Raw genomic sequence first — 22039 nt, forward strand, 5'->3', positions numbered from 1 at the left:
AAAGCAGAGCGGCGAGTATAACGGCGAACTGCCGGATGCCGATGCGGGTCTCAAAAACACCCACGCTTTGGGCTGTGAATGCAGTCAAAGGTGGGAGCTGGCTTGCCTGCGATAGCGGTGTGACAGTTGCCGCTGTATTTTTTGAACCGTCGCAATCGCAGGCAAGCCAGCTCCCACATTGGTTCATCGGCGTCTGGCCGATCTGGCTTATAGTCACCCTTAAATATGTTCAGGAGACTTTTTCATGCGTATCGCTTCCCGTGTCATCGGCGGTGTCCTCGCCGTCACCCTGCTGAGCCAACTCACCGCCTGCGGGTCGATTTTCTACCCCGACCGCCGTGGCCAGATCGACGGCAAGATCGACCCGACCATCGCGGTACTCGATGCCCTCGGCCTGTTGTTTTATGTGATCCCCGGGCTGATCGCCTTCGGTGTCGACTTCGCCACGGGCGCTATTTACTTCGAGCCGGGCAAAACAGCTCAGGTCGACCCCGAGAAACTGCACGAAGCCATCGGCGCCGACGGCACGGTTGATAACGCCAAGCTGCAAAGCATCATCCAGAAAGAAACCGGCCGCACCTTGCCGCTGGACGACCCACGCCTGATCCAGTTCAAGGGCAGCGTGCAGCAACTGGCGGCCCTGGGCCTGCAGCCTGCCGCGTAAGGGCTGCCCATGACCAGCAGCCCCGAACACGCAAGGCTCTTGCGCCTGGCCACCCGCGCCTCGGTGGGCGTGGCCTGTGTGTTGATTGTGACCAAGGCCATCGCCTGGTGGCTCAGCGGCTCGGTGAGCATGCTCGCCGGGTTGACCGACTCACTGCTCGACGGCGTGACCTCGCTGTTGAACTTGCTGGCGGTGCATTACGCCCTGCGCCCGGCCGATGACGATCACCGCTATGGACACGGCAAGGCGGAGTCGCTGGCGGGGATGGCGCAGGCCTTGTTTATCGCCGGCAGTGCGGTGCTGATTGCGCTGCAGGCCTATGAACGGCTCAAGCATCCGGAGCCGGTCGGGGCACCGTGGTTGAGTATCGGCGTAATTATTTTGTCCCTGGCGCTGACCGTGGCCCTGCTGATGCTGCAACACCGCGTGGTGCGCGAGACCGGCTCCAACGCGGTGCGTGCCGACTCGCTGCATTACCGCTCAGACTTGCTGCTCAATGGCAGCATCCTGATTGCGCTGGTGTTGGCTGGGGTGGGCTTTCATCAGGTCGACGCCTGGTTCGGCCTGGGAATCGCCGCCTACATTCTGTGGAGCGCGATCCAGATCGCCCGGGAAAGCTTTGCCGTGCTGATGGATGAGGAGTTACCGCCGGACGTCAGCCAGCACATGCTGGAACTGGCCCGTGGCGTGCCCGGCGTGCTGGGTGCCCACGACTTGCGTACGCGGGTTTCCGGCAACCACTGGTTTGTGCAGTTGCACCTGGAGTTGCCGGGGGAATTGACGCTGTCGGTGGCCCATGGCATCAGCGACCAGGCCGCCGATGCCATTCACCGGGAATACCCGAAAGCCGAAGTGCTGGTGCACGCCGACCCACGCGAAGTGGTCACCGGTAACAAGGCCTAGTACTGCACCTGATACCCCCGACTGCCCAGGCAGTTGCCCTGGGCCTGGCGGTAGGTTTGCACCACCGCAGGGTCCGGGGCGTAGGTGACGGTGCGCGGGTCGAAGCCACTTTGTTGCACCGCCCAGCGATAACAGTCGTAGCCGTCCTGCTGGACCTGGGCCGGGGATTGGCCATTGACAGGATAGGCCACTACGTCATAGCCGTTGCCTTGCGGCGCTGGCTGGGGTGATGGCACTTGCGCCGGCGGCTGCACCACCACGTATTGCTGGGTGCTTTGCTCGTAGGCGTAATAGGCGCCAGCGGCGAGGAACAACAGCGAGCCGCCTACCCACACTTCACGTGCGTAGTCCGGCAGGTAATGCACGCGGATGCCGTAGGGCGGCGTCACCACTACGTAGCGAGGGCCTTGGGGGCGATACCAGTAGCCACCCGAGAAGAAGTAGTCCTGGCCACGGTAAGGCACGCGGTAATTGCGGTCTGGGAAACGGTCGATGACATAACCGGGGCGATGCTGCGGGCCTGGGCCCCAGCCATTGCCATGACCGTCGGGGCGACCTGGCCAGCGGTTATAGTTGGGATGGTCATTGCCCACACGCGGCCCAGGGCCACCGGCCTCCCAATGCCTGTTGTCATCGGGGCGTCTGGGAATATCACGGTAATAACCCTGGCGCGGCTCCTGGGTCTGGCGCACGGTGTCGGGCCGGCCCTGGATCGGCAGGTTATGCTCAGGCCGCGGCCCACCTTCGGGGCCCCGTTCATGCTGCCCCTGCGGCCCATGCCCCTGGCCCGGTGAGTTATCGCGTTCGTCGGCCATTGCCTGGGAGCCGACGCTGACCACCAGCAAACCAACACCTGCCATACGCCAGATGCGCTTCATGCTTTTCCTCACTGCGGATTGGGGCTTGATCATGAGACTGGAAAAGCCTCGCCCGGTTCTGAGACAGGTTATCAGTCACGAGAACTATTTTCTGAAGGCAAAACGCGCACAAAGAAAAAGGGGTGACCCGTCGGCCACCCCTTGAGAATTTCGTCCTGGCTCAACGCTTTTGACGTTGGCTCACCTCACGCCGTCTTGTGGACAATGTGCAGCCTGGAGGCCGGCTCAACCCTGCTGGGGCGGCGGCCGCAACGGGCCTGATTGGGCGCGTTGCTGTGGACTGTTGTCCAGGCGGTGATTCTGTTGGTAATCATAGGCGTGGCGGGCGGGCAGAGGATTGCGAAGATTGCGTCAATAAACAGTGCTTGCGCAATTTTTAACCCTTCATGGATAATTCACCGCAATAGTTACGACAAAGGCCAACCCAATGAGCAAGCTTGACCGATACGACCTGAGTATTCTGGCGGAATTGCAGCGCGACGCGAGGATCTCCAACCAGGAGCTGGCCGAACGCATCGGCCTGTCGCCTTCGCCCTGCTCACGCCGGGTCAAGCAATTGGAAGACGACGGCTACATCGCCCGCCAGGTCGCCCTGCTCGACCGCAAGATGCTCGGCCTGAGCCTTACGGCCTACGTGCTGATCGGCATGGACCGTCACACGCCGGAACGCTTCGAGAATTTCGAAGCCGCCATCCGCACCCTGCCGCAAGTGCTGGAGTGCAGTTTGGTGACCGGCATGGATGCGGACTATCAGTTGAAGGTGGTGGTGCCGGACATGGACCATTATCAGAAGCTGCTGCTGGGCCACCTGACGCGGATTGAAGGCGTGACCAGCGTGCGTTCCAGCTTTGTGCTCAATCAGGTATTGAACAGCACCGAACTGCCCCTGACCCACCTGCGCACCTGAGAACAACGATGTTCAACTGTAGGAGCGAGCTTGCTCGCGAAAAACGTTAACGATAACGCGTGCCTCCTGAATGAACGCGGCGTCTGTGAGTTTTTCGCGAGCAAGCTCGCTCCTACAGTGGCATCAGGGCCCCCACAGTTTGACCGTGCAGGACTCAGGTCAATGTTGCCGGTGTGACGCTGCCGTATACTGCTCGCTTGTCTTGTCGGAAGAGCCCCATGAACAACATCGACCCCGCCCTGTTTGAAGAATGGATGATGACTGGCCTGGTCAGCATCCTGATCATTTTCATGGGCTTTATCGTCTGGGACCTGGCGAAGAAATCCAAGGCCGGGCGCTTTGGTTCGTTCATCCTGTTTTTCGTGCTGGGCCTGGGCGTGGCCGCGTTCATCATCAAGAGCGTGGTAATCGGCCTGATCGAGTCCGGCGCTTTATAAACGCGCCGGCACTGCCTTCCACTGGCCTTGATCCAGGCCGTCGATCGACCACTCACCAATACGCACGCGCACCAGGCGCAGGGTCGGCAAGCCTACTGCCGCGGTCATGCGCCGTACCTGGCGGTTACGCCCTTCGCGAATCACCAATTCCAGCCAGTGGGTGGGCACGCTTTTACGAAAACGCACCGGCGGGTTGCGCGGCCATAATGCTGGTTCATCCAGTTGCCGTGCCTCGGCAGGCAAGGTCATCCCGTCGTTCAGTTCGACGCCATCGCGCAAGCGTTGCAGCTGTTCTTCAGTCGGCTCGCCTTCCACCTGCACCCAGTAAGTTTTCGCCAGCTTGTGCTTGGGGTCGGCAATCCGCGCTTGTAGCTGACCATCGTTGGTCAACAGCAGCAGGCCCTCGCTGTCCCGGTCCAGGCGCCCTGCCGGGTAAATACCGGGAATATCAATAAAGTCCTTGAGGGTCGCGCGCCCGCCTTCGTCGCTGAACTGGGTCAGCACGTCGAAAGGTTTATTGAACAGGATCAACTTCGGCTCGGCCGGTGGCGCCTTGGCAACGCGGCGAGCGGCAGAGTGCGGAGGTTTCACGCCAGGGCGGCGCGAATCGGGACGAGTGGGACGGGACATGGCAAAGGAACATCTAACGGTCAGGACCGACAATGCTAGTGGCCTGACCGCTAAATGACCATCCCAACCGCTTAGCGGAACGGCGGCTCGTCGAAGCTGCGCAGTTTGCGCGAGTGCAAGGAGTTGAGTTCGGTGCGCAACAGGTCCACCGCCTCGATGCCGATCTTCAAGTGCTGGCTGACCGCACGCTCATAGAACGCGTTGGCCGAGCCTGGCAGCTTGATCTCGCTGTGCAAGGGTTTGTCCGATACGCATAACAAGGTGCCGTAAGGTACGCGCAAACGGTAACCCTGGGCGGCGATGGTGCCGCTTTCCATGTCCACGGCCACGGCGCGGGACAGGTTGATCAGCGGGCGCTCCTGGGCCCAGCGCAGTTCCCAGTTACGGTCGTCATAGGTCAGCACGGTGCCGGTGCGCAGGCGTTTTTTCAGCTCTTCGCCTTTTTCGCCAGTGACCTTGGCCGCCGCCTGCTGAAGCGCCAACTGCACTTCGGCCAGGGCCGGAATCGGGATGTTCGGCGGTACCACGCGGTCGAGAATTCCGTCGCGGCGCATATAGGCGTGGGCCAGTACGTAGTCGCCGATGGTCTGGGATTGGCGCAGGCCGCCGCAGTGGCCGATCATCAGCCAGCAATGCGGGCGCAATACGGCCAGGTGGTCGGTGATGTTCTTGGCGTTGGACGGGCCCACGCCGATGTTCACCAGGGTCACGCCGTGGCCATCAGTGGCTTGCAGGTGATACGCCGGCATCTGGTAGCGGTGCCACACCACGCCGGCGGCAATGGCCGAGGCTTCGCCGTGGTCCATGCTCTTGTCGATCACCACGTTGCCGGGCAGCACCATGCGGATAAAACGCGGGTCACTGCGCAGTTGCTCCAGGCCATGCAGGATGAACTGGTCCACGTAGCGGTGGTAGTTGGTCAGCAGGATCCACGGCTGCACATGGCGCCAGTCGCTGCCGGTGTAATGCACCAGGCGACGCAGGGAAAAGTCCACGCGGGCGGCATCGAACAGGGCCAGGGGCAGCGGGTCGGTGTTTTCCCAGTCGTACAGGCCATCGGCAATGCCATCGGTGGCGGCGGACAGGTCGGTACTGGGAAACACGCGAGCCAGGGTCGCGGCGGTAACGCCGGAGCCGGCCAGTTCATCGCCCTGCTCCACCACATAGGGGTACGGGATGTTCTGCTGGCTGACGCCTACTTCCACCGTCACGGTGAAGTCGTGCATCAGCGGCACCAGTTGCTCCAGCAGGTACTTACGGAACGCGGCCGGGTGGGTCACGGTGACGCTGTAGGTACCCGGCAGTTGCACCTTGGCGTACGCCCGAGTGGTCTGTGGGACTTCACCGTGGCAGTGGTAAGTCAGGCGCAGTTCCGGGTAGCGAAACAACGCGCGCTGCGCGGCGTCGGGCTCGACGCGGTCCTTGAGGTATTGCTTGAGCGCCTGGTTGAGCGCGCCAGTGGCACGCTCATGCAGCGCCGCCAGCCGGTCCACGGCTTCTTCGGCGGTTTTAACGACAACAAAAGCTTCGGTCACGGTAAGCATCCTGTGTTCTGACTTGCAGGCCTTTATCTTGCCTGTATCCAAGCGTCACCGAAACCACAGGATTGGAATGCACCTTAAAATGTGGGAGGGGTAATACCATGTAGGAGCGAGCTTGCTCGCGAGAAACCCATAGGCGCCGCGTTTATTCAGGAAACACGCGTTATCGTTGACGTTTTTCGCGAGCAAGCTCGCTCCTACAGTTGACCGTGTTGATTCAAGGAAACGTCGGGGTTGAGCGGGTGACAATCGCTTCCACGTCGACGCCACGCGGCAAGGTGCCATATACGCGCCCCGACGACTCACCCAACCGGCTGGCGATAAACCCATCGCTGACCGCCGCATTGCCCGCCTCCAACAGCAACTTGGCCTGCAACGCCAGGGCGATGTCCTCGGTCAGTTGCCGCGCCCGATACTGGATGTCCTGGGTGTCCATGAACGCCGCCTTCAACTGCTCGATATGCCGCGCCAACTGTTTGTGGCCGTGGCCATCGCCCAGTTCGACAAACAGCACCTCAAGCACACCGGGCTCTTTGGACAGTGCACGCAATACGTCCAGGCACTGCACATTGCCGGAACCTTCCCACGTCGAATTCACCGGTGCCTCGCGGTAAAGGCGCGGCAGGATGCTGTCTTCCACATACCCGGCACCGCCCATGCATTCGGCGGCTTCGTTGATCATCGCGGGCGCGCGCTTGCAGATCCAGTATTTGCCCACGGCCGTGACCAGCCGGGCGAATTTGGCTTCATGCGCCTCATCCAGATGATCCAGGGCGCGCCCCATGCGCAGGCTCAAGGCCAGGGCCGCTTCGCTTTCCAGGGCCAGGTCGGCCAGCACGTTCTGCATCAGCGGCTGCTCGCTGAGCACGCGGCCACCCACCTGGCGATGGGCGCAGTGATGGCTGGCCTGGGTCAGCGCCTGGCGCATCAAGGCGCTGGAGCCGACCATGCAATCGAAGCGGGTCATGGCGACCATTTCGATGATGGTTGGAACGCCGCGGCCTTCTTCACCGACCATCCAAGCCAGGGCCCCGCGAAACTCCACTTCACTGGAAGCGTTGGAGCAGTTGCCGAGTTTGTTCTTCAAGCGCTGGATGTAGAACTCGTTGCGCGTGTCATCCGGACGGTGCCGGGGCAGCAGGAAACAGGTCAGGCCCTTGTCGGTCTGGGCCAGGGTCAGGAAACCATCGCACATCGGCGCCGAGCAGAACCACTTATGCCCCACCAGCTCGTAGGCTTGGCCGGGGCCGCCCGCGCCCACGGGGTAGGCGCGGGTGGTGTTGGCGCGCACGTCGGTGCCGCCCTGCTTCTCGGTCATGGCCATGCCGATAGTGGCGCCGGCCTTGTGGGCGATACCGACATTGCGCGGGTCGTACTGAGTATTGAGGATCTTCGGCAGCCAGAAGTCCGCCAGCGCAGGTTGCAGGCGCAAAGCCGGGACGCAGGCGAAGGTCATGGTCAGCGGGCAACCGCTGCCGGCTTCGGCCTGGCTGTGCAGGTACGTCATCGCCGCGCGCGCCACATGGGCGCCAGCCTGCGGATGGGCCCACGGCAACGACGGCAGGCCATGCTCGACGGCGGTGCGCATCAGTTCGTGATAAGCCGGGTGAAACTCCACCAGGTCAATGCGATGGCCATAACGGTCATGACTGCTGAACACCGGTTTGTTCTGGTTGGCCAGGAACCCGGCCGCCATCAACGGCCCACCCGCCAGCGCGCCGTAGGCATCCATGCGCGACTCGGCCCAGCCGGCGCCAAAGCGGCGCGACCATTCCTGCAAAGGCACGTCGATGCGATACAGGTTGGTGCCGTCCAGGGACGGTGGCTGGTTGGTAACGTCGTGGGTTTCGGCAAACTGATGCAGGTTCATGACGGGCCTCCTGAAAAAAAGGCCACGTCGATTTCAGGCTGCCTGTAGGAGCGAGCTTGCTCGCGAAAAACCTGAGCGTAACGCGCTAACCCAGGCGGGGCGCGTTATCGTTGAGGTTCTTCGCGAGCAAGCTCGCTCCTACAAAAAACACGGATCGATTGAGGCCGGTTTTTCCAGTTAAGCATCGCCACCGCGCTTAAAAAAGTGGCATACGCGCCGAATGCTCGGCGCTTTCACCCTCATCCGCACACAGCACGCTGCGCTCAAGCGCCGCCTGCAAGGCGTCGAAACGCACCGGCTTGGCCAGCCGATCCGTCATGCCAATACCATGGCAGCGCTCACGCTCCGGCCCAGTGGGCGAAGCGCTCAGGGCGATCACCGGCAATTCACCGCAGCCGGGCAGTGCGCGAATCTGGCAGCACAACGAAAAGCCACCCTCTGGCACGTCCAACAGCACGGCGTCGAAGCTGTGCCCTTGCAATGCAGCGAGGGCCGCCGGGCCGCTGTCCACGGTTTTGACCCGGTAACCGAGCTTGAGCAACATGCCACGCACCGCCAACTGGCCCACGCTGTTGTCGTCCACCAGCAGCACCGTGCATTCCTGAGGCGCACGCTGTGCAGGCAGCATCTGCGTGGCCGGCGTCACCTGCTGCGGCACGGCACTGACGTCCACGTCCAACTGGAAGCGGCTGCCTTTACGGGGCTCCGAATGATGGGTCAGACGCCCGCCCAGCAGTTCGATCAACTGCCGGCAGATCGCCAGGCCAATGCCCAGGCCGCCGTATTCACGCGTCATCGAACCATCGAGCTGGAAGAAACGCTGATACAGCGTGGCCTCATCGAGAAAGGCGAAGCCGATACCGGTGTCGGTGACGATAAAGCTCAGGTGCAAGGCGCCATTCCCTTGCGGCACGCCCACCACCCGCAAGCGCACCGCGCCGACGTGGGTGAATTTGAAGGCGTTATCGAGCAGGCAATCCAGGCACTGGAGCAGTTTGTCGGCATCGCCGATCAGCCGATCCGGTACCTCATCGGCTATATCAATGGAGAACGCCAGGCCCTTGCTCTGGGCGCTGCCGGTGAACTGCTGGCGCAAGGTGTCGAGCGTGCCGCGCAGGCTGAACACTTGCGGCTGGGCCACTAGGCGACCGGCCTGCAACTCGGTGAGGGTGAGGATGCCGTTGACCATGCGCATCATGTCCCGCGCCGAGCCGGCGGCGGTTTGCTGGTATTGCGTCATGTCATCGTCCAATGACACGGTTTGCATCAGCTCCAACGAGCCGATCACACCGTTCATCGGCGTGCGCAGTTCGTGGGTCAGGGTGGCGAGAAATTCGTCTTTGAGGCGGTTGCTGCGGGCCAGTTGCTGGTTGAGCGCTTCGAGTTTCTGGCTGGCATCGAGCAGAATCTGTGCCTGTTGTTCGCGCATGCCGTTGATACGGTCGGCCAGAGCCAGGGACAACAGCGCCACTTCAATGGCTGAACCGAGCTGGCTGGCGTACATGGTCAGGAATACGTTAGGCAGGTAACCCAACACCATCAGGGTATTGACCACCCCGCCGAGCAGGAAGGCCGACCAGGCGATGATGAAATAACGCGCCATGCGCTGCCCGCAGTACCAGGCCTTGATGGCCGCCACAAAGATGGTCACGGTAAACACCAGCGCCAGCGCAGTAGCCAGGCGCAGGGCCACGGCGTAACTGGTCAACAACGCCAGTGCCATCACCACCCCACCACAGGCCGCCAGCGCCAGCAGGATGCGGTTGAGCCAGCGGCTGTGCTGCGCGGTGTGCAGGAAGCTGCGCGCGAACAGGCTGCCGAACAAGGCCGCCGAGCCGATCAGAAAGGGAACCGCCGCATTCGCCCACCACGGGTTGTTCGGCCAGAAGTACTCCACCGCTACACCATTGACCGACAACTGATACAAGCCGAACGAGGCGATATAGAGGATGTAATACAGGTAGCTGGTGTCGCGCACGCTCAGGTAGATGAACAGGTTGTAGATCAGCATGCCCAGCAACACACCGTAGATGGCCCCCAGCACATACAAACGCAGCGGTTGCTCTTCCATATAGGCGGTGCCGGCCCACAATGTCAGCGGCGCCTGGATAGAGCCTTGGCTTTGCAAGCGCAGGTAGACGGTTTGTTGCTGGTCGGGCAAGAAGCTGAGCTTGAACAGGTAGTTGCTCTGGCTCACCTCACGGCTGGAAAACGGCAACGCGCTGCCGGTGCGGGCGGTGAGGCGGTAATTCCCGGTACCGTCGTTCTGGTAAAGGTCCAGGCGATTGAGCGGCGGGTAGGCCAGCTCCAAAAACCAGGTGCGTGGTGCGCGGGGGTCTGTGGCGGTGTAGTGCAGGTTGACCTTCAGCCAGAACACCGAGCGTGAATAGCCGGCATTGAGGGTGTCTTTGTCATGGGTCTTGAATTGGGCGGCATAGGCGGGAGAACTGACATCGGCGATGGTGAGGGCATCGGTTGGGTCTTCGAGCACCTGCATGACCCGGCCCAACGGGAGGCTTCGCGTGTCCTGGTTGAACTCGACGGCGCTGGCGAGCATCGGCAGCCCGCACAATATAAACATCAGCAAATAGCGCATAGAGCCCCAGCGTAGCCTGGTCCGGTTGTGTCAAAAGCCCCCCATTCCTTTTGAGAAGACGTACACCGGCGATACAGTAAGTTGTTTGGATGCACTTTAGCATAGCCAGTAAAAGCCATTAGCCACCGCAGGAACTTTTTTTAGGACAGCTCTAGGACAATGCTTTCAGCTCATTTCAGTGCAGCGCTCAGCCACGGCAAGTCGCGCCGCAGCGGCAAACTTCTGCCATCGCCAGGCAGCCACGCAAAAAGCGTTTGGTGGTAAGCTCGCGCACCATGAATATCTACAGTTCTCGCCCCGTTGTCCTCTGTCTCTCCGGCCACGACCCCAGTGGGGGCGCCGGCCTGCAGGCAGATATCGAAGCCCTGCTCGCCCAGGGTTGCCACGCGGCCCCGGCCGTCACCGCGTTGACCGTGCAAAACACCGTCAATGTCAGTGACTTCCGCGTGCTTGACCGTGAGTGGGTACTGGCCCAGGCCAATGCCGTGCTCGGCGACTCTGAAGTTGCGGCAGTCAAGCTGGGCATGCTCGGCTCCACCGCGATGGTCGACACCGTGATCGAACTGCTGCAGGCGCACCCGCATTTGCCGGTGGTCTGCGACCCGGTGCTGCGCGCCGGCGGCGGCGGTAGCCTGGGCAAGGACGAGGTCGGTTATGCGATGCGCGAGCGGCTGCTGCCCTTGTCATTGATCGCCACCCCCAACCTGCCAGAAGCGCGGATCCTCGCGGAACTGCCCGACGGCAGCGCCGACGACTGCGCCGAGAAGCTGCTGCCGTACATCAAGCACCTGCTGATCACCGGCGGCCATGGCGATGAGCACGAAGTGCACAACCGTCTGTACAGCCGCGACGGTACGCGCCAGACCTTTACCTGCCAGCGCTTGCCCGGCAGTTATCACGGCTCGGGTTGCACCTTGGCCAGTGCGCTGGCCGGGCGCATTGCCCAAGGCGAAGGGTTGGCCAGCGCCGTGCAAACGGCCCTCAACTACACGTGGCGTACCCTGCGCGATGCCGAACAACTCGGCCAGGGCCAGTTCGTGCCGCGCCGATTGCCGCTGGATTTCTGCTCGTAACTTATCGCTCGTCAGCAAGGGGTTTGCCCGATGAAACTACGCGGCCTTTACGCCATTACCGACAGCCAACTGTTGGCCGGCAAATTCCTCGCCTACGTCGAGGCGGCGCTGGACGGTGGCGTCACCCTGTTGCAGTACCGCGACAAGAGCAGCGACGAGGCACGGCGCCTGCGTGAAGCCGAAAAGCTGTATGAACTGTGCTCGCGCTACAAAACTCAATTGATCATCAACGACGATGCCGAACTGGCCGCGCGCCTGGGCGTCGGCGTGCACCTGGGCCAGACCGACGGCCCGATGACCTCGGCCCGGGCACTGCTCGGCGCCAAGGCGATCATCGGCGCCACCTGCCACAGCCAGATCGAGCTGGCCGAACAGGCCGCCAAAGAAGGCGCCAGCTATGTCGCCTTCGGCCGTTTCTTTAATTCCACGACCAAACCCGGCGCACCTGCCGCCACCGTTGACATGCTGGCCCAGGCCCGCAAGCGCCTGCACCTGCCGATCTGCGTGATCGGCGGCGTCACCCTGGAGAACGCCGAGCCGCTGGTGGCCCACGGGGCCGACCTGCTCGCCGTGGTCCATGGCCTGTTCGGTGCCGACAGCACCCAGGAAGTCACCCGCCGCGCCCGTGCATTCAACGACCTTCTTAAATCTTCAGTTTAGAGAGCCCGATCATGTCCCGTTCCGAAACCCTGTTTGCCAACGCCCAGAAACACATCCCCGGCGGTGTGAACTCCCCCGTGCGTGCGTTCAAGAGCGTGGGCGGCACGCCGTTGTTCTTCAAGCATGCCGAAGGCGCCTACGTCACCGATGAAGACGACAAGCGCTATGTCGACTACGTCGGCTCCTGGGGCCCGATGATCCTCGGCCACAGCCATCCGGACGTGCTGGACGCGGTGCGCCAGCAACTGCAACACGGCTTGTCCTACGGCGCCCCGACTGCAATGGAAACCGAGATGGCCGACCTGGTCTGCTCGATCGTGCCGTCGATGGAGATGGTACGCATGGTCAGCTCCGGCACCGAAGCGACCATGAGCGCGATCCGCCTGGCCCGTGGTTTTACCGGCCGTGACAACATCATCAAGTTCGAAGGCTGCTACCACGGCCACTCCGACAGCCTGCTGGTAAAAGCCGGCTCCGGCGCGCTGACCCAAGGCGTACCCAATTCCGCTGGCGTACCTGCGGCGTTCGCCAAGCACACCCTGACCCTGCCGTTCAACGACATCGCCGCCGTCGAGCAGATGCTCAGCGAAGTTGGCCAGGACGTGGCGTGCATCATCGTCGAGCCAGTCGCCGGCAACATGAACTGCGTACCCCCGGCACCGGGTTTCCTTGAGGGCCTGCGCGAGCAGTGCGACAAGCATGGCGTGGTGCTGATTTTTGACGAAGTGATGACCGGTTTCCGGGTCGCCCTTGGTGGCGCCCAGGCTTACTACGGCGTCACGCCGGACCTGAGCACCTTCGGCAAGATCATCGGCGGCGGCATGCCGGTAGGCTGCTTCGGCGGCAAGCGCGAGATCATGCAACACATCGCCCCGCTCGGCCCGGTCTACCAGGCAGGCACCTTGTCGGGTAACCCGCTGGCAATGGCCGCCGGCCTGACCACCCTGCGCCTGATCAGCCGCCCGGGCTTCCACGCCGAACTGACCGACTACACCACACGCCTGCTCGACGGCCTGCAACAGCGCGCCGATGCCGCTGGCATCCCGTTCGTGACCACCCAGGCCGGTGGCATGTTCGGCCTGTACTTCAGCGGCGCCGACGATATCGTCACCTTCGATGACGTGATGGGCAGCGATGCCGAGCTGTTCAAGCGCTTCTTCCACCTGATGCTCGAAGGCGGCGTGTACCTGGCACCGAGCGCCTTTGAAGCCGGCTTCACGTCGATCGCCCATGGCGAAGCCGAACTGAAATTGACCCTGGATGCTGCCGAGCGCGCCTTTGCGGCCCTGAAATAAGTGACGGCAACCGCTGACGTTGCCCCTGGCAGCGTCAGATTTGCTACTTTGCTTACAGACAATTCCTGGTTTTTTCGAGAATTGCCCTGCAATCCGGCAGATAACTTGCCTAAGCAGCAGAAAAACGAGTAAAGACTTTGTAAGCAGAGGCCTGCTTATTTCATAATGCGCGCTTATTGGACTCCCTCGAGGGTCCGCGCGCCCCGTCAGAGGTAAGTCGATTCCCATGAAACGCACCGGCCGCACCCTGGTTCTGGGCTGCCTGTTGCTCCTTCAACCGCTACTGGCACATGCCCAGGCCGGCGGCAACTCGTTGTTAATCCCAGCGATGGGTCGTTGCACCCTCAATACCCAGCCAGACAGCCAGGCCGAAGCCCTGAGCGCGTGCCAGAAACAGGCCGAGGACGGGGATGCGCAGGCGCAATACGAGTTGGGCGAGTACTACCACGACAGCAAGAACCCGGCCGTTGATCTCAACAAAGCGTTGAGCTACTTCGAGAAAGCCTCGTTGCAGGGCCACGCCCAGGCGCAATACCAGTTGGGCAACATGTTCTTCAAAGGCGAAGGCGTGCCGGCCAACAACGTCCAGGCGTACATCGTGCTGAAAATGGCCGCGGTCAACGGCGCTGAAGACGCACTGGACACCGCCGACGAAGTCGCCGAGCACATGCAGCGCGATGAACTGGAAGTGGCAACCCAGGTGCTGGGGCAGATTTTCCGCAACTACCTGCAAGAATTGCAGAGTGCTGATGGGCGTTCGCCGTTCTCACCCCTTCCCTGATTTTTTGTAGACCTTACATCGCTATCGCAGGCAAGCCAGCTCCCACAGTTGACTGCATTCCAGCATTGAAACGCGGTCGAGTGTGGGAGCTGGCTTGCCTGCGATAGACACCCCTCGGTCTAAAGCCCTACTTCTCAGGCATCGGCATCGGAAACGGCATCACATTGCTCATGCCCCGAGCCTCACTGATCTTCGGCGTCCCCAGGCGCTCGACCTCATCGATGCGCACAATCGAATGCATCGGCACAAAGCTGCGCACCACGCCTTCGAACTGGGCCTTGAGCTTTTCTTCGCCTGGGTCGACTACCAATTGGGTGCGCTCGCCAAAGACGAACTCTTCCACCTCCAGGAAGCCCCACAGATCACTTTGATAGATCTGCTTGGCGTACATTTCGAACACCTGGCCCTGGTTGAGGAAAATCACCTTATAGATTGGAGCTTCACGTTTGGTCATGGTGGGCGAACAACACATGGGGATATAAAAGAGGGCGCGAACTATAGCATGGCACCCGATGCACAGCGCTAGGAACCAATGGGCATGCCCCCTATAATGCGCGGTTCTTTACCACCAGTTGACGATTCCCATGGCCAAGAAGCTTTACATCGAAACCCACGGTTGCCAGATGAACGAGTACGACAGCTCGCGCATGGTCGACTTGCTGGGCGAACACCAGGCCCTGGAAGTCACTGCCCGCGCCGAAGATGCCGACGTGATCCTGCTCAATACCTGCTCGATCCGCGAGCGGGCCCAGGACCGTGTGTACTCGCAGCTGGGCCGCTGGCGTGAATTGAAACTGGCCAACCCGGACATGGTGATCGCCGTCGGCGGTTGCGTGGCCAGCCAGGAAGGCGCTGCGATCCGCGACCGCGCGCCCTATGTCGATGTGGTGTTCGGCCCGCAAACGCTGCACCGCCTGCCGGAAATGATCGACGCCGCACGCGTCACCAAGCTGCCGCAAGTGGACGTGTCGTTCCCCGAAATCGAAAAATTCGACCATCTGCCCGAACCGCGCATCGACGGGCCGAGCGCCTATGTGTCGGTGATGGAAGGCTGCAGCAAGTACTGCACCTTCTGCGTGGTGCCTTACACCCGTGGCGAAGAAGTCAGCCGGCCGTTTGACGATGTGCTGGCAGAAATCATCCACCTGGCTGAAAACGGCGTGCGCGAAGTGACCCTGCTGGGCCAGAACGTCAACGGCTACCGTGGCCAGACCGATGACGGGCGCCTGGCCGACCTGGCGGAATTGATCCGCGTGGTCGCCGCCGTCGACGGCATCGAGCGCATCCGCTACACCACCTCGCACCCGTTGGAGTTTTCCGACAGCCTGATCCAGGCCCACGCCGAAGTACCAGAGCTGGTCAAGCACCTGCACTTGCCGGTGCAATCGGGTTCGGACCGCATTCTGTCGGCGATGAAGCGCAACCACACCGCGCTGGAATACAAATCCAAATTGCGCAAACTGCGCGCCGCCGTGCCAGGCATCTGCATCAGCTCGGACTTTATCGTCGGCTTCCCGGGTGAAACCGAGAAAGATTTCCAGCAGACCATGAAGCTGATCGAAGACGTCGGTTTCGACTTCTCCTACTCGTTCGTCTACAGCCAGCGCCCGGGCACCCCGGCTGCCGACCTGCTGGATGAAACCCCGGAGGCGTTGAAAAAAGAGCGTTTGAACGCGCTGCAACATCGCCTCAATCAACAGGGCTTTGAAATCAGCCGACAAATGGTCGGTTCGATCCAGCGCATTCTGGTCACCGATTATTCGAAGAAAGACCCGGGTGAGTTGCAGGGGCGTACCGAGAACAACCGAATCGTCAACTTCCGCTGCGACAATCCCACGCTGATCGGCCAGTTTGCCGATGTGCACATTGATGCGGCGCAGCCACACTCGTTGCGTGGCTCGTTGATCAACTGATCTCGCTGACCTGACGAAGATCAAAATGTGGGAGCTGGCTTGCTTTAATGCCAGTCAGTTAAGGCTTTTTTGTAGGAGCGAGCTTGCTCGCGAAAAACTCACCGGCGCCGCGCTCATTCAGCAAACACGCATTATCGTTGACGTTTTTCGCGAGCAAGCTCGCTCCTACAGGGTTTCTTCAGGTTTATCGAGAGTGGGGCCAGGCTATTTAAGTGCTTTCGCACACCGGCGCCTGGCGTTATTCTCTCTCTCACCTCATCAGCCAAAGGGCGGCTAAAAGCAACCTTGAACGCACCCATAGCAGAACCCCATCGTTTTATCCTCGAGCCTTTTGAGGCTCGCCGTTTCGCCAACCTGTGCGGACAGTTCGACGAGCACCTGCGCCTGATCGAACAACGCCTGAGCATCGAGATCCGCAACCGCGGCAATCAGTTCGAGCTCATTGGTGAACCCCAACACACCACGTCTGCAGAAAACCTGCTGCGCCGTCTCTACCGTGAAACCAAGGGTAGCGAGCTGTCGCCGGAGACCGTGCACCTATACTTGCAGGAATCGGCCGTGGAAGACCTGGCCAACAACCCGGTGGCCGAAGCCAGCGTGGCCTTGCGTACCAAAAAAGGCATGATTCGCCCACGCGGCTTGAATCAGCAGAAGTACGTCAAGGAAATCCTCGGCAACGACATCAACTTCGGCATCGGCCCGGCCGGTACCGGCAAGACCTACCTGGCAGTGGCCTGCGCCGTCGACGCCCTGGAGCGCGAGCAAGTGCGGCGCATCCTGCTGGTGCGCCCAGCGGTCGAGGCCGGCGAAAAGCTCGGCTTCCTGCCCGGCGACCTGGCCCAGAAGATCGACCCGTACCTGCGCCCGCTCTACGACGCGCTGTACGAAATGCTCGGCTTTGAATACGTGGCCAAGCTGATCGAGCGCCAGGTGATCGAGATCGCCCCGCTGGCCTACATGCGTGGCCGTACGCTCAACAACAGCTTCATCATTCTCGACGAAAGCCAGAACACTACCGTCGAGCAGATGAAGATGTTCCTCACCCGTATCGGTTTCGGCTCAACCGCCGTGATCACGGGCGACATCACCCAGGTCGACCTGCCCAAGGGCACCAAGTCGGGCCTGGGCCAGGTGATCGAGGTGCTCAAGGACGTGCCGGGTATCAGCTTCACGCATTTTATGCCCAAGGATGTGGTACGCCACCCGCTGGTGCAGCGCATTGTCGAGGCCTATGAGCGTTTCGAACACCGCGACGACGCGCCCGCCAAGGACGCTCGCCACGATGCTTGAGCTAGACCTGCAGCTGGCCACCGACGCGCCCGCCCCCAGCGAAGCCCAGTTCCGCCAGTGGTGTGAACTGGCCTTGCGCCAGCGCACCGCCGACTCGGAGCTGACCATTCGTCTGGTGGACGAGGCCGAAGGCCGTGAGCTGAACCACACGTGGCGCCACAAAGACTACGCCACCAACGTGCTGTCCTTCCCCGCCGACGTCCCCGACGAATTGCTGGATATCCCGTTGCTGGGCGACCTGGTGATCTGCGTCGCGGTGGTCGAGCGAGAAGCTGCCGAACAAGGCAAGGAACTTGAGGCCCATTGGGCCCATCTAGTCATCCACGGCTGCTTGCATCTCTTGGGTTACGACCATATAGACGATGACGAAGCCGAAGAAATGGAAGCACTGGAACGAACGTTGCTTGCAGAACTGGGTCACCGCGACCCGTACGCAGACGACGAAAGCTGATCAACACTCAACTGTCATATCAAAGGATTTAGAGTAATCGCTATGAGCGAAGACCGATCGAGCAACGGGCAGAAGTCATGGCTGGGTAAACTGACCCAGGCTTTTGCCCACGAGCCGAAAAACCGCCAGGAGCTCTTGGAGCTGCTGCGCGATGCACACCAGAACAAATTGCTGGACAGCGAAGCGCTGGCCATCGTCGAAGGCGCCATCCAGGTGGCTGACCTGCAAGTACGCGACATCATGGTCCCGCGCTCGCAGATGATCAGCATCAAGGCGACCCAGACCCCACGGGAATTCCTCCCGGCCGTGATCGACTCGGCGCATTCGCGCTACCCGGTGATCGGTGAAAGCCATGACGACGTCATGGGTGTCCTGCTGGCCAAGGACCTGCTGCCGTTGATCCTCAAGGAGAATGGCGACAGCTTCAACATCAAGGACCTGCTGCGTCCGGCCACCTTCGTGCCCGAGTCCAAGCGCCTGAACGTGCTGCTGCGCGAGTTCCGCGCCAACCACAATCACATGGCCATCGTGATTGACGAATACGGCGGCGTGGCCGGCCTGGTCACCATCGAGGACGTGCTGGAGCAGATCGTCGGCGACATCGAAGACGAGCACGACGTCGAAGAAGACAGCTACATCAAGCCGCTGCCCAGCGGTGATTTCCTGATCAAGGCGCTGACGCCCATCGAGAACTTCAACGAGTTTTTCGACAGCGAGTTTTCGGACGATGAGTTCGACACCGTCGGCGGCCTGGTGATGAGTGCGTTCGGGCACCTGCCCAAGCGTAATGAAACCACCGAGATCGGTGCGTATCGCTTCCGCATCCTCAATGCCGATAGCCGGCGTATCCATCTGATCCGATTGACACCTATCGCCCGCTAAGGACTGACATGCGCCGTATGATCGCACCCGGCTGGCCCGGTAATTTGCTGGCCGTGGTGGCCGGCGCCATCACAACCCTGGCGCTGGCGCCGTTCGATATCTGGCCGTTGGCGCTGGTAGCGGTCGGCCTGTTCTATATCGGCCTGCGGGAACTCTCGCCCCGCCAGGCCCTAGGCCGTGGCTGGTGTTTCGGCTTCGGCCTGTTTGGCGCTGGTACCAGTTGGATCTACTACAGCATCCACCACTTCGGCGGCGCTTCGGTGCTGCTGGCGGGGTTCCTGATGCTGCTGTTCACCGCCGCCATCGCCTGGTTCTTCGCCCTGCCCGCCTGGCTATGGGCGCGCTGGTTGCGCCGTAACGAAGCACCGCTGGCGGATGCATTGACGTTCGCCGCGTTGTGGGTCGGCCAGGAAGCCTTTCGTGGCTGGTTCCTTACCGGCTTCCCGTGGTTGTACTCCGGTTACAGTCAACTCGACGGGCCATTGACCGGCCTTGCGCCATTGGGCGGGATGTGGCTGATTTCCTTCGCCCTGGCACTCACCGCCGCATTGCTGTGCAACCTGCCGCGCCTGCTGGCCAGCAAGCGCAATGCCTTCATCGGCGCGGGCCTGTTATTGCTGGTTGCACCCTGGGCCATTGGCCTGGCGCTCAAGCATCACACCTGGACGTCGCCGTCTGGCGCGCCGCTGAGCGTGGCCGCGATTCAGGGCAACGTCGAGCAAAGCATGAAGTGGGACCCCGACCAGCTCAATGCACAGTTGGCGCTGTACCGCGACATGAGCCTGAGCTCCAAGCGTGTCGACCTGCTGGTCTGGCCGGAAACCGCCGTGCCGGTGCTCAAGGAGTCCGTGGAGGGCTACCTGGGCATGATGGGCAAGTTTGCCGCCGACCGGGACACCGCGTTGATCACCGGGGTACCGATTCGCCAGGAAGTGCACCACCAGAAGCGCTACTTCAACGGCATCACCGTGGTCGGTGAAGGCGACGGCACCTACCTCAAGCAAAAACTGGTGCCGTTTGGCGAGTACGTGCCGTTGCAGGACATGTTGCGCGGGCTGATTGCCTTCTTCGACCTGCCCATGTCGGACTTCGCCCGTGGCCCTTCGGACCAGCCCATGCTGCAGGCCAAGGGTTATCAGATTGCGCCGTTCATTTGCTATGAAGTGGTGTACCCCGAATTCGCCGCCGGCCTGTCGGCCCAGAGCGACCTGCTGCTGACCATCAGCAACGACACCTGGTTCGGCCGCTCCATCGGCCCGCTGCAACACCTGCAAATGGCGCAGATGCGGGCGCTGGAGGCTGGCCGCTGGATGATCCGCGCCACCAACAACGGCGTGACCGGGCTGATCAACCCGTTTGGGCAGATCACCGCGCAGATCCCGCAGTTCGAGCGTGGCATTCTCTATGGGGAGGTGGTGCCGATGCACAACCTCACGCCGTACCTGCAATGGCGCTCGTGGCCGTTGATCATTGTGTGCCTGGCATTGTTTGGCTGGGCTCTGCTGGCCGCACGAATGTCCAAAACGCTCTGACCTGTGGGAGCTGGCTTGCCTGCGATGGCGATAGGTATCTGCACAACTGTGCAGTTCGCCGCAGCCGCCGGTAACCACGATGCGAAGCGAGCCGCTCTTGATCTGCTTTTGATCTTAGGCGCCCCGTTAAACCACGCTGGCCGGAATTCGACAGGGATTTGGGGGGTAAACCGGCAGGGATGCCGGTTTAGCCGCCCCGCGCCATGGATGGCGCGTGGCGGCGGCCCCCCAAATCACTGGCGGATTACGGGCACACCGAGCCTAAGCGAGGTGCCGAGTGGTGGGGCAAGAGCGCTTTGCTTACTTTCGCGCTTTTCGAAAGTGAGCCGCCGTCAGGGCGGAACCCCAAGTGGCCGTTACCTAAATAACGGATATGTACCCGGTCCAACTGTGTTGACTGTTAGGCCGTCTTCGCGAGCAAGCCCGCTCCCACAGTTTGATTGCGGGGTGTCAGCTAGATTGGCGTCGGCTGTCAGGCCGCTATCGCAGGCAAGCCAGCTCCCACAATTGATCTCCTGCGTTGCACCTATCGGTAGAACAACCGATACCCCACCTGCCCCACCGCTTCGTTAATCAACTGCCCGCTTTGCCACACCGCCTTGACGTCCGGCATCCAGCCGCCCAGCGGCCGGCCATGGTCCACACCCAGAAAGCCCACCGGCCCCGGCACCACGGTGAAGCCGGCCTTCTCAAAGCTCCACACCGAACGCGGCATGTGCCAGGCCTGGGTCACTACCACTACACGCTTGATACCTTGCGGCAGCAAAATCTCGGCGCTCATCTGGGCGTTTTCCCAGGTGGTGCGGCTGCACTCTTCTTTCCAGCGCACGCTAACACCGAAATCATCCTGCATCGACACCGCCATCAGCTCGGCCTCACTGGGCGGCGTGCCGTAGTGCAAGCCGCCGCTGGTCAGCACCGGCAACCCGGATGCCTTGGCCAGCCGCGCGGCAAAACGCTCACGTTCCAGGCCAATACCGGTGGGCTGGTCGCTGCCCCACGCAATGTCCCCGCGCTCGCGCCCCGAGCCCAGCACCACAATCGCGTCGGCCCGTTGGGCCAGGGTGGCCCATTCTTCCCGGGCCAACGGTGGCTCTGTCTCCAGGGCACGGGCGCCCCACTGCACCATCACGGGCAGGCTGATCAACCACATCCCGCCAAGCCCCAGGGCAAAGCACAAGCCCGCCAGGCGCGGACGGCTGCGGCGAAACCACCAGGCACACGCCAACAACAGCAGAAAAATACCGGGCGGTAACAACAGTTGTTTAATGAAATAACGAAAAGGCATCGGGCATCTCCAAAGATGCCCGAAGCCTAGATGCAACGGGGTTTTGCAACAATCCTTACCGACAACATTTTGATAACGCTAACGGATAACGCGGGGCTCACTTGCACCGCACAGACCGCAAGTTCTCTGGCCTGCGGCCGGTCGCCAGGTCTTTGAGCCAGATGACCTTGGCCGAATGAGCGGGCGGGGAAGCCTGCCCATGGGAGGCGCGGTCGTGATTCAACGCCAGGTAGTTATTGATCAATTCAAGTTCCGCCTGGCTCAAGCCTCGCAACTCCAGCTCCAGAGGCCGTTCATCACGCAATCGGCCTGCGGTTCTTGCGGCATCCAATGCCCGACCCAAACGGTCGATCAGTCCTTCGTACAATTGCGGTTTCGTTAAAGTTCGCTGCGATTCAACCATCCCCTCACCTCATTGAAGAAATACTTGCTCCCCACTAAACAGCGT

General features: G+C 61.6%; 21 protein-coding genes. 13 read left to right on the top strand and 8 right to left on the bottom strand.

The window, feature by feature from the left end:
• Window positions 1-244 precede the first annotated feature (244 nt).
• Both pmcY and HU731_RS12015 read left to right on the top strand, forming a co-directional pair.
• Window positions 245-664 (top strand): periplasmic Zn2+ metallochaperone PmcY, encoded by a 420-nt coding sequence (gene pmcY / locus HU731_RS12010; RefSeq protein WP_186607133.1) that lies wholly within the window; start codon window positions 245-247, stop codon window positions 662-664.
• 9 nt (window positions 665-673) lie between these two features.
• Window positions 674-1567 carry a cation diffusion facilitator family transporter gene (locus HU731_RS12015; protein WP_056791968.1) on the top strand — a complete coding sequence of 298 codons (894 nt, stop codon included), beginning with the start codon at window positions 674-676 and terminating at the stop codon, window positions 1565-1567.
• Here the strand turns inward: HU731_RS12015 and HU731_RS12020 are convergent.
• On the bottom strand, window positions 1564-2445 hold the full coding sequence (locus HU731_RS12020) for a DUF6515 family protein (protein WP_186607132.1): 882 nt from the start codon (window positions 2443-2445) through the stop codon (window positions 1564-1566). The two genes, HU731_RS12015 and HU731_RS12020, sit on opposite strands and share 4 nt — an antisense overlap.
• A 427-nt stretch (window positions 2446-2872) precedes the next feature.
• Between HU731_RS12020 and HU731_RS12025 the strand changes: the two genes are divergently transcribed.
• Both HU731_RS12025 and HU731_RS12030 read left to right on the top strand, forming a co-directional pair.
• Window positions 2873-3352 carry an Lrp/AsnC family transcriptional regulator gene (locus HU731_RS12025; RefSeq protein WP_003194418.1) on the top strand — a complete coding sequence of 160 codons (480 nt, stop codon included), beginning with the start codon at window positions 2873-2875 and terminating at the stop codon, window positions 3350-3352.
• A gap of 227 nt (window positions 3353-3579) precedes the next feature.
• On the top strand, window positions 3580-3789 hold the full coding sequence (locus tag HU731_RS12030) for a DUF2788 domain-containing protein (protein WP_016773053.1): 210 nt from the start codon (window positions 3580-3582) through the stop codon (window positions 3787-3789).
• Here HU731_RS12030 and HU731_RS12035 read toward each other — a convergent pair.
• The 4 genes from HU731_RS12035 to HU731_RS12050 all read right to left on the bottom strand — a co-directional run bounded on the left by HU731_RS12035 (window position 3784) and on the right by HU731_RS12050 (window position 10426).
• Entirely contained in the window at window positions 3784-4419 is a 636-nt protein-coding gene (locus tag HU731_RS12035; protein WP_078466467.1) for a pseudouridine synthase, read from the bottom strand. The genes HU731_RS12030 and HU731_RS12035 overlap by 6 nt on opposite strands.
• Before the next feature lie 71 nt (window positions 4420-4490).
• Complete coding sequence (gene amn / locus HU731_RS12040) at window positions 4491-5963, bottom strand: AMP nucleosidase (RefSeq protein WP_153475217.1); 1473 nt, start codon at window positions 5961-5963, stop codon at window positions 4491-4493.
• A 214-nt stretch (window positions 5964-6177) separates the two neighbouring features.
• The gene (locus HU731_RS12045; RefSeq protein ID WP_186607131.1) at window positions 6178-7830 is read right to left on the bottom strand and encodes an acyl-CoA dehydrogenase family protein; all 1653 of its coding nucleotides are present in this window, start codon (window positions 7828-7830) and stop codon (window positions 6178-6180) included.
• A 196-nt stretch (window positions 7831-8026) separates the two neighbouring features.
• Window positions 8027-10426 (bottom strand): hybrid sensor histidine kinase/response regulator, encoded by a 2400-nt coding sequence (locus HU731_RS12050; RefSeq protein WP_186607130.1) that lies wholly within the window; start codon window positions 10424-10426, stop codon window positions 8027-8029.
• A gap of 275 nt (window positions 10427-10701) precedes the next feature.
• On the opposite strand from HU731_RS12050, the gene HU731_RS12055 reads away from it, so the two are divergent.
• From HU731_RS12055 to HU731_RS12070, 4 genes are all read left to right on the top strand, one after another.
• Entirely contained in the window at window positions 10702-11499 is a 798-nt protein-coding gene (locus HU731_RS12055; RefSeq protein WP_186607129.1) for a hydroxymethylpyrimidine/phosphomethylpyrimidine kinase, read from the top strand.
• A 30-nt stretch (window positions 11500-11529) separates the two neighbouring features.
• Window positions 11530-12159, top strand: a complete 630-nt coding sequence (thiE, locus tag HU731_RS12060; RefSeq protein ID WP_186607128.1) for a thiamine phosphate synthase — start codon at window positions 11530-11532, stop codon at window positions 12157-12159.
• Window positions 12160-12170: 11 nt separating this feature from the next.
• A complete protein-coding gene (gene hemL, locus HU731_RS12065; RefSeq protein ID WP_032895176.1) occupies window positions 12171-13454 on the top strand; it encodes a glutamate-1-semialdehyde 2,1-aminomutase in 1284 nt (427 codons plus the stop codon).
• 226 nt (window positions 13455-13680) lie between these two features.
• Window positions 13681-14235 (top strand): tetratricopeptide repeat protein, encoded by a 555-nt coding sequence (locus HU731_RS12070; protein ID WP_003194434.1) that lies wholly within the window; start codon window positions 13681-13683, stop codon window positions 14233-14235.
• Between the two features lie 127 nt (window positions 14236-14362).
• On the opposite strand, the gene HU731_RS12075 is transcribed toward HU731_RS12070, so the two are convergent.
• On the bottom strand, window positions 14363-14689 hold the full coding sequence (locus tag HU731_RS12075; protein WP_003215457.1) for a DUF1820 family protein: 327 nt from the start codon (window positions 14687-14689) through the stop codon (window positions 14363-14365).
• 130 nt (window positions 14690-14819) lie between these two features.
• Between HU731_RS12075 and miaB the strand changes: the two genes are divergently transcribed.
• The 5 genes from miaB to lnt all read left to right on the top strand — a co-directional run bounded on the left by miaB (window position 14820) and on the right by lnt (window position 20303).
• Window positions 14820-16148: a tRNA (N6-isopentenyl adenosine(37)-C2)-methylthiotransferase MiaB gene (gene miaB, locus HU731_RS12080; RefSeq protein ID WP_003194438.1), complete on the top strand. Its 1329-nt coding sequence runs from the start codon at window positions 14820-14822 to the stop codon at window positions 16146-16148.
• Between the two features lie 285 nt (window positions 16149-16433).
• Window positions 16434-17438: a PhoH family protein gene (locus tag HU731_RS12085; protein WP_019818064.1), complete on the top strand. Its 1005-nt coding sequence runs from the start codon at window positions 16434-16436 to the stop codon at window positions 17436-17438.
• Window positions 17431-17889: an rRNA maturation RNase YbeY gene (gene ybeY / locus HU731_RS12090; protein ID WP_186607127.1), complete on the top strand. Its 459-nt coding sequence runs from the start codon at window positions 17431-17433 to the stop codon at window positions 17887-17889. The genes HU731_RS12085 and ybeY overlap by 8 nt, the downstream gene beginning before the upstream one ends.
• Window positions 17890-17931: 42 nt before the next feature.
• The gene (locus HU731_RS12095; protein WP_003194444.1) at window positions 17932-18771 is read left to right on the top strand and encodes a CorC family transporter; all 840 of its coding nucleotides are present in this window, start codon (window positions 17932-17934) and stop codon (window positions 18769-18771) included.
• An 8-nt stretch (window positions 18772-18779) separates the two neighbouring features.
• On the top strand, window positions 18780-20303 hold the full coding sequence (gene lnt, locus HU731_RS12100) for an apolipoprotein N-acyltransferase (RefSeq protein ID WP_186607126.1): 1524 nt from the start codon (window positions 18780-18782) through the stop codon (window positions 20301-20303).
• Window positions 20304-20829: 526 nt separating this feature from the next.
• Here lnt and HU731_RS12105 read toward each other — a convergent pair.
• Window positions 20830-21591, bottom strand: coding sequence for a YdcF family protein (locus HU731_RS12105; protein ID WP_186607125.1), 762 nt, complete (start codon window positions 21589-21591; stop codon window positions 20830-20832).
• 97 nt (window positions 21592-21688) lie between these two features.
• Window positions 21689-21994 carry a hypothetical protein gene (locus HU731_RS12110; RefSeq protein WP_044268949.1) on the bottom strand — a complete coding sequence of 102 codons (306 nt, stop codon included), beginning with the start codon at window positions 21992-21994 and terminating at the stop codon, window positions 21689-21691.
• Window positions 21995-22039 lie beyond the last annotated feature (45 nt).

It is taken from the genome of Pseudomonas salmasensis, assembly GCF_014268375.2.
Taxonomy (GTDB): Bacteria; Pseudomonadota; Gammaproteobacteria; order Pseudomonadales; family Pseudomonadaceae; genus Aquipseudomonas; species Aquipseudomonas salmasensis.

Coding starts and splice junctions, on each gene's coding strand:
- pmcY (WP_186607133.1), top strand. CDS start 245: ATGCGTATCGCTTCCCGTGTCATCGGCGGTGTCCTCGCCGTCACCCTG.
- HU731_RS12015 (WP_056791968.1), top strand. CDS start 674: ATGACCAGCAGCCCCGAACACGCAAGGCTCTTGCGCCTGGCCACCCGC.
- HU731_RS12020 (WP_186607132.1), bottom strand. CDS start 2,445: ATGAAGCGCATCTGGCGTATGGCAGGTGTTGGTTTGCTGGTGGTCAGC.
- HU731_RS12025 (WP_003194418.1), top strand. CDS start 2,873: ATGAGCAAGCTTGACCGATACGACCTGAGTATTCTGGCGGAATTGCAG.
- HU731_RS12035 (WP_078466467.1), bottom strand. CDS start 4,419: ATGTCCCGTCCCACTCGTCCCGATTCGCGCCGCCCTGGCGTGAAACCT.
- amn (WP_153475217.1), bottom strand. CDS start 5,963: ATGCTTACCGTGACCGAAGCTTTTGTTGTCGTTAAAACCGCCGAAGAA.
- HU731_RS12045 (WP_186607131.1), bottom strand. CDS start 7,830: ATGAACCTGCATCAGTTTGCCGAAACCCACGACGTTACCAACCAGCCA.
- HU731_RS12050 (WP_186607130.1), bottom strand. CDS start 10,426: ATGCGCTATTTGCTGATGTTTATATTGTGCGGGCTGCCGATGCTCGCC.
- HU731_RS12055 (WP_186607129.1), top strand. CDS start 10,702: ATGAATATCTACAGTTCTCGCCCCGTTGTCCTCTGTCTCTCCGGCCAC.
- thiE (WP_186607128.1), top strand. CDS start 11,530: ATGAAACTACGCGGCCTTTACGCCATTACCGACAGCCAACTGTTGGCC.
- hemL (WP_032895176.1), top strand. CDS start 12,171: ATGTCCCGTTCCGAAACCCTGTTTGCCAACGCCCAGAAACACATCCCC.
- HU731_RS12070 (WP_003194434.1), top strand. CDS start 13,681: ATGAAACGCACCGGCCGCACCCTGGTTCTGGGCTGCCTGTTGCTCCTT.
- HU731_RS12075 (WP_003215457.1), bottom strand. CDS start 14,689: ATGACCAAACGTGAAGCTCCAATCTATAAGGTGATTTTCCTCAACCAG.
- miaB (WP_003194438.1), top strand. CDS start 14,820: ATGGCCAAGAAGCTTTACATCGAAACCCACGGTTGCCAGATGAACGAG.
- ybeY (WP_186607127.1), top strand. CDS start 17,431: ATGCTTGAGCTAGACCTGCAGCTGGCCACCGACGCGCCCGCCCCCAGC.
- HU731_RS12095 (WP_003194444.1), top strand. CDS start 17,932: ATGAGCGAAGACCGATCGAGCAACGGGCAGAAGTCATGGCTGGGTAAA.
- lnt (WP_186607126.1), top strand. CDS start 18,780: ATGCGCCGTATGATCGCACCCGGCTGGCCCGGTAATTTGCTGGCCGTG.
- HU731_RS12105 (WP_186607125.1), bottom strand. CDS start 21,591: ATGCCTTTTCGTTATTTCATTAAACAACTGTTGTTACCGCCCGGTATT.
- HU731_RS12110 (WP_044268949.1), bottom strand. CDS start 21,994: ATGGTTGAATCGCAGCGAACTTTAACGAAACCGCAATTGTACGAAGGA.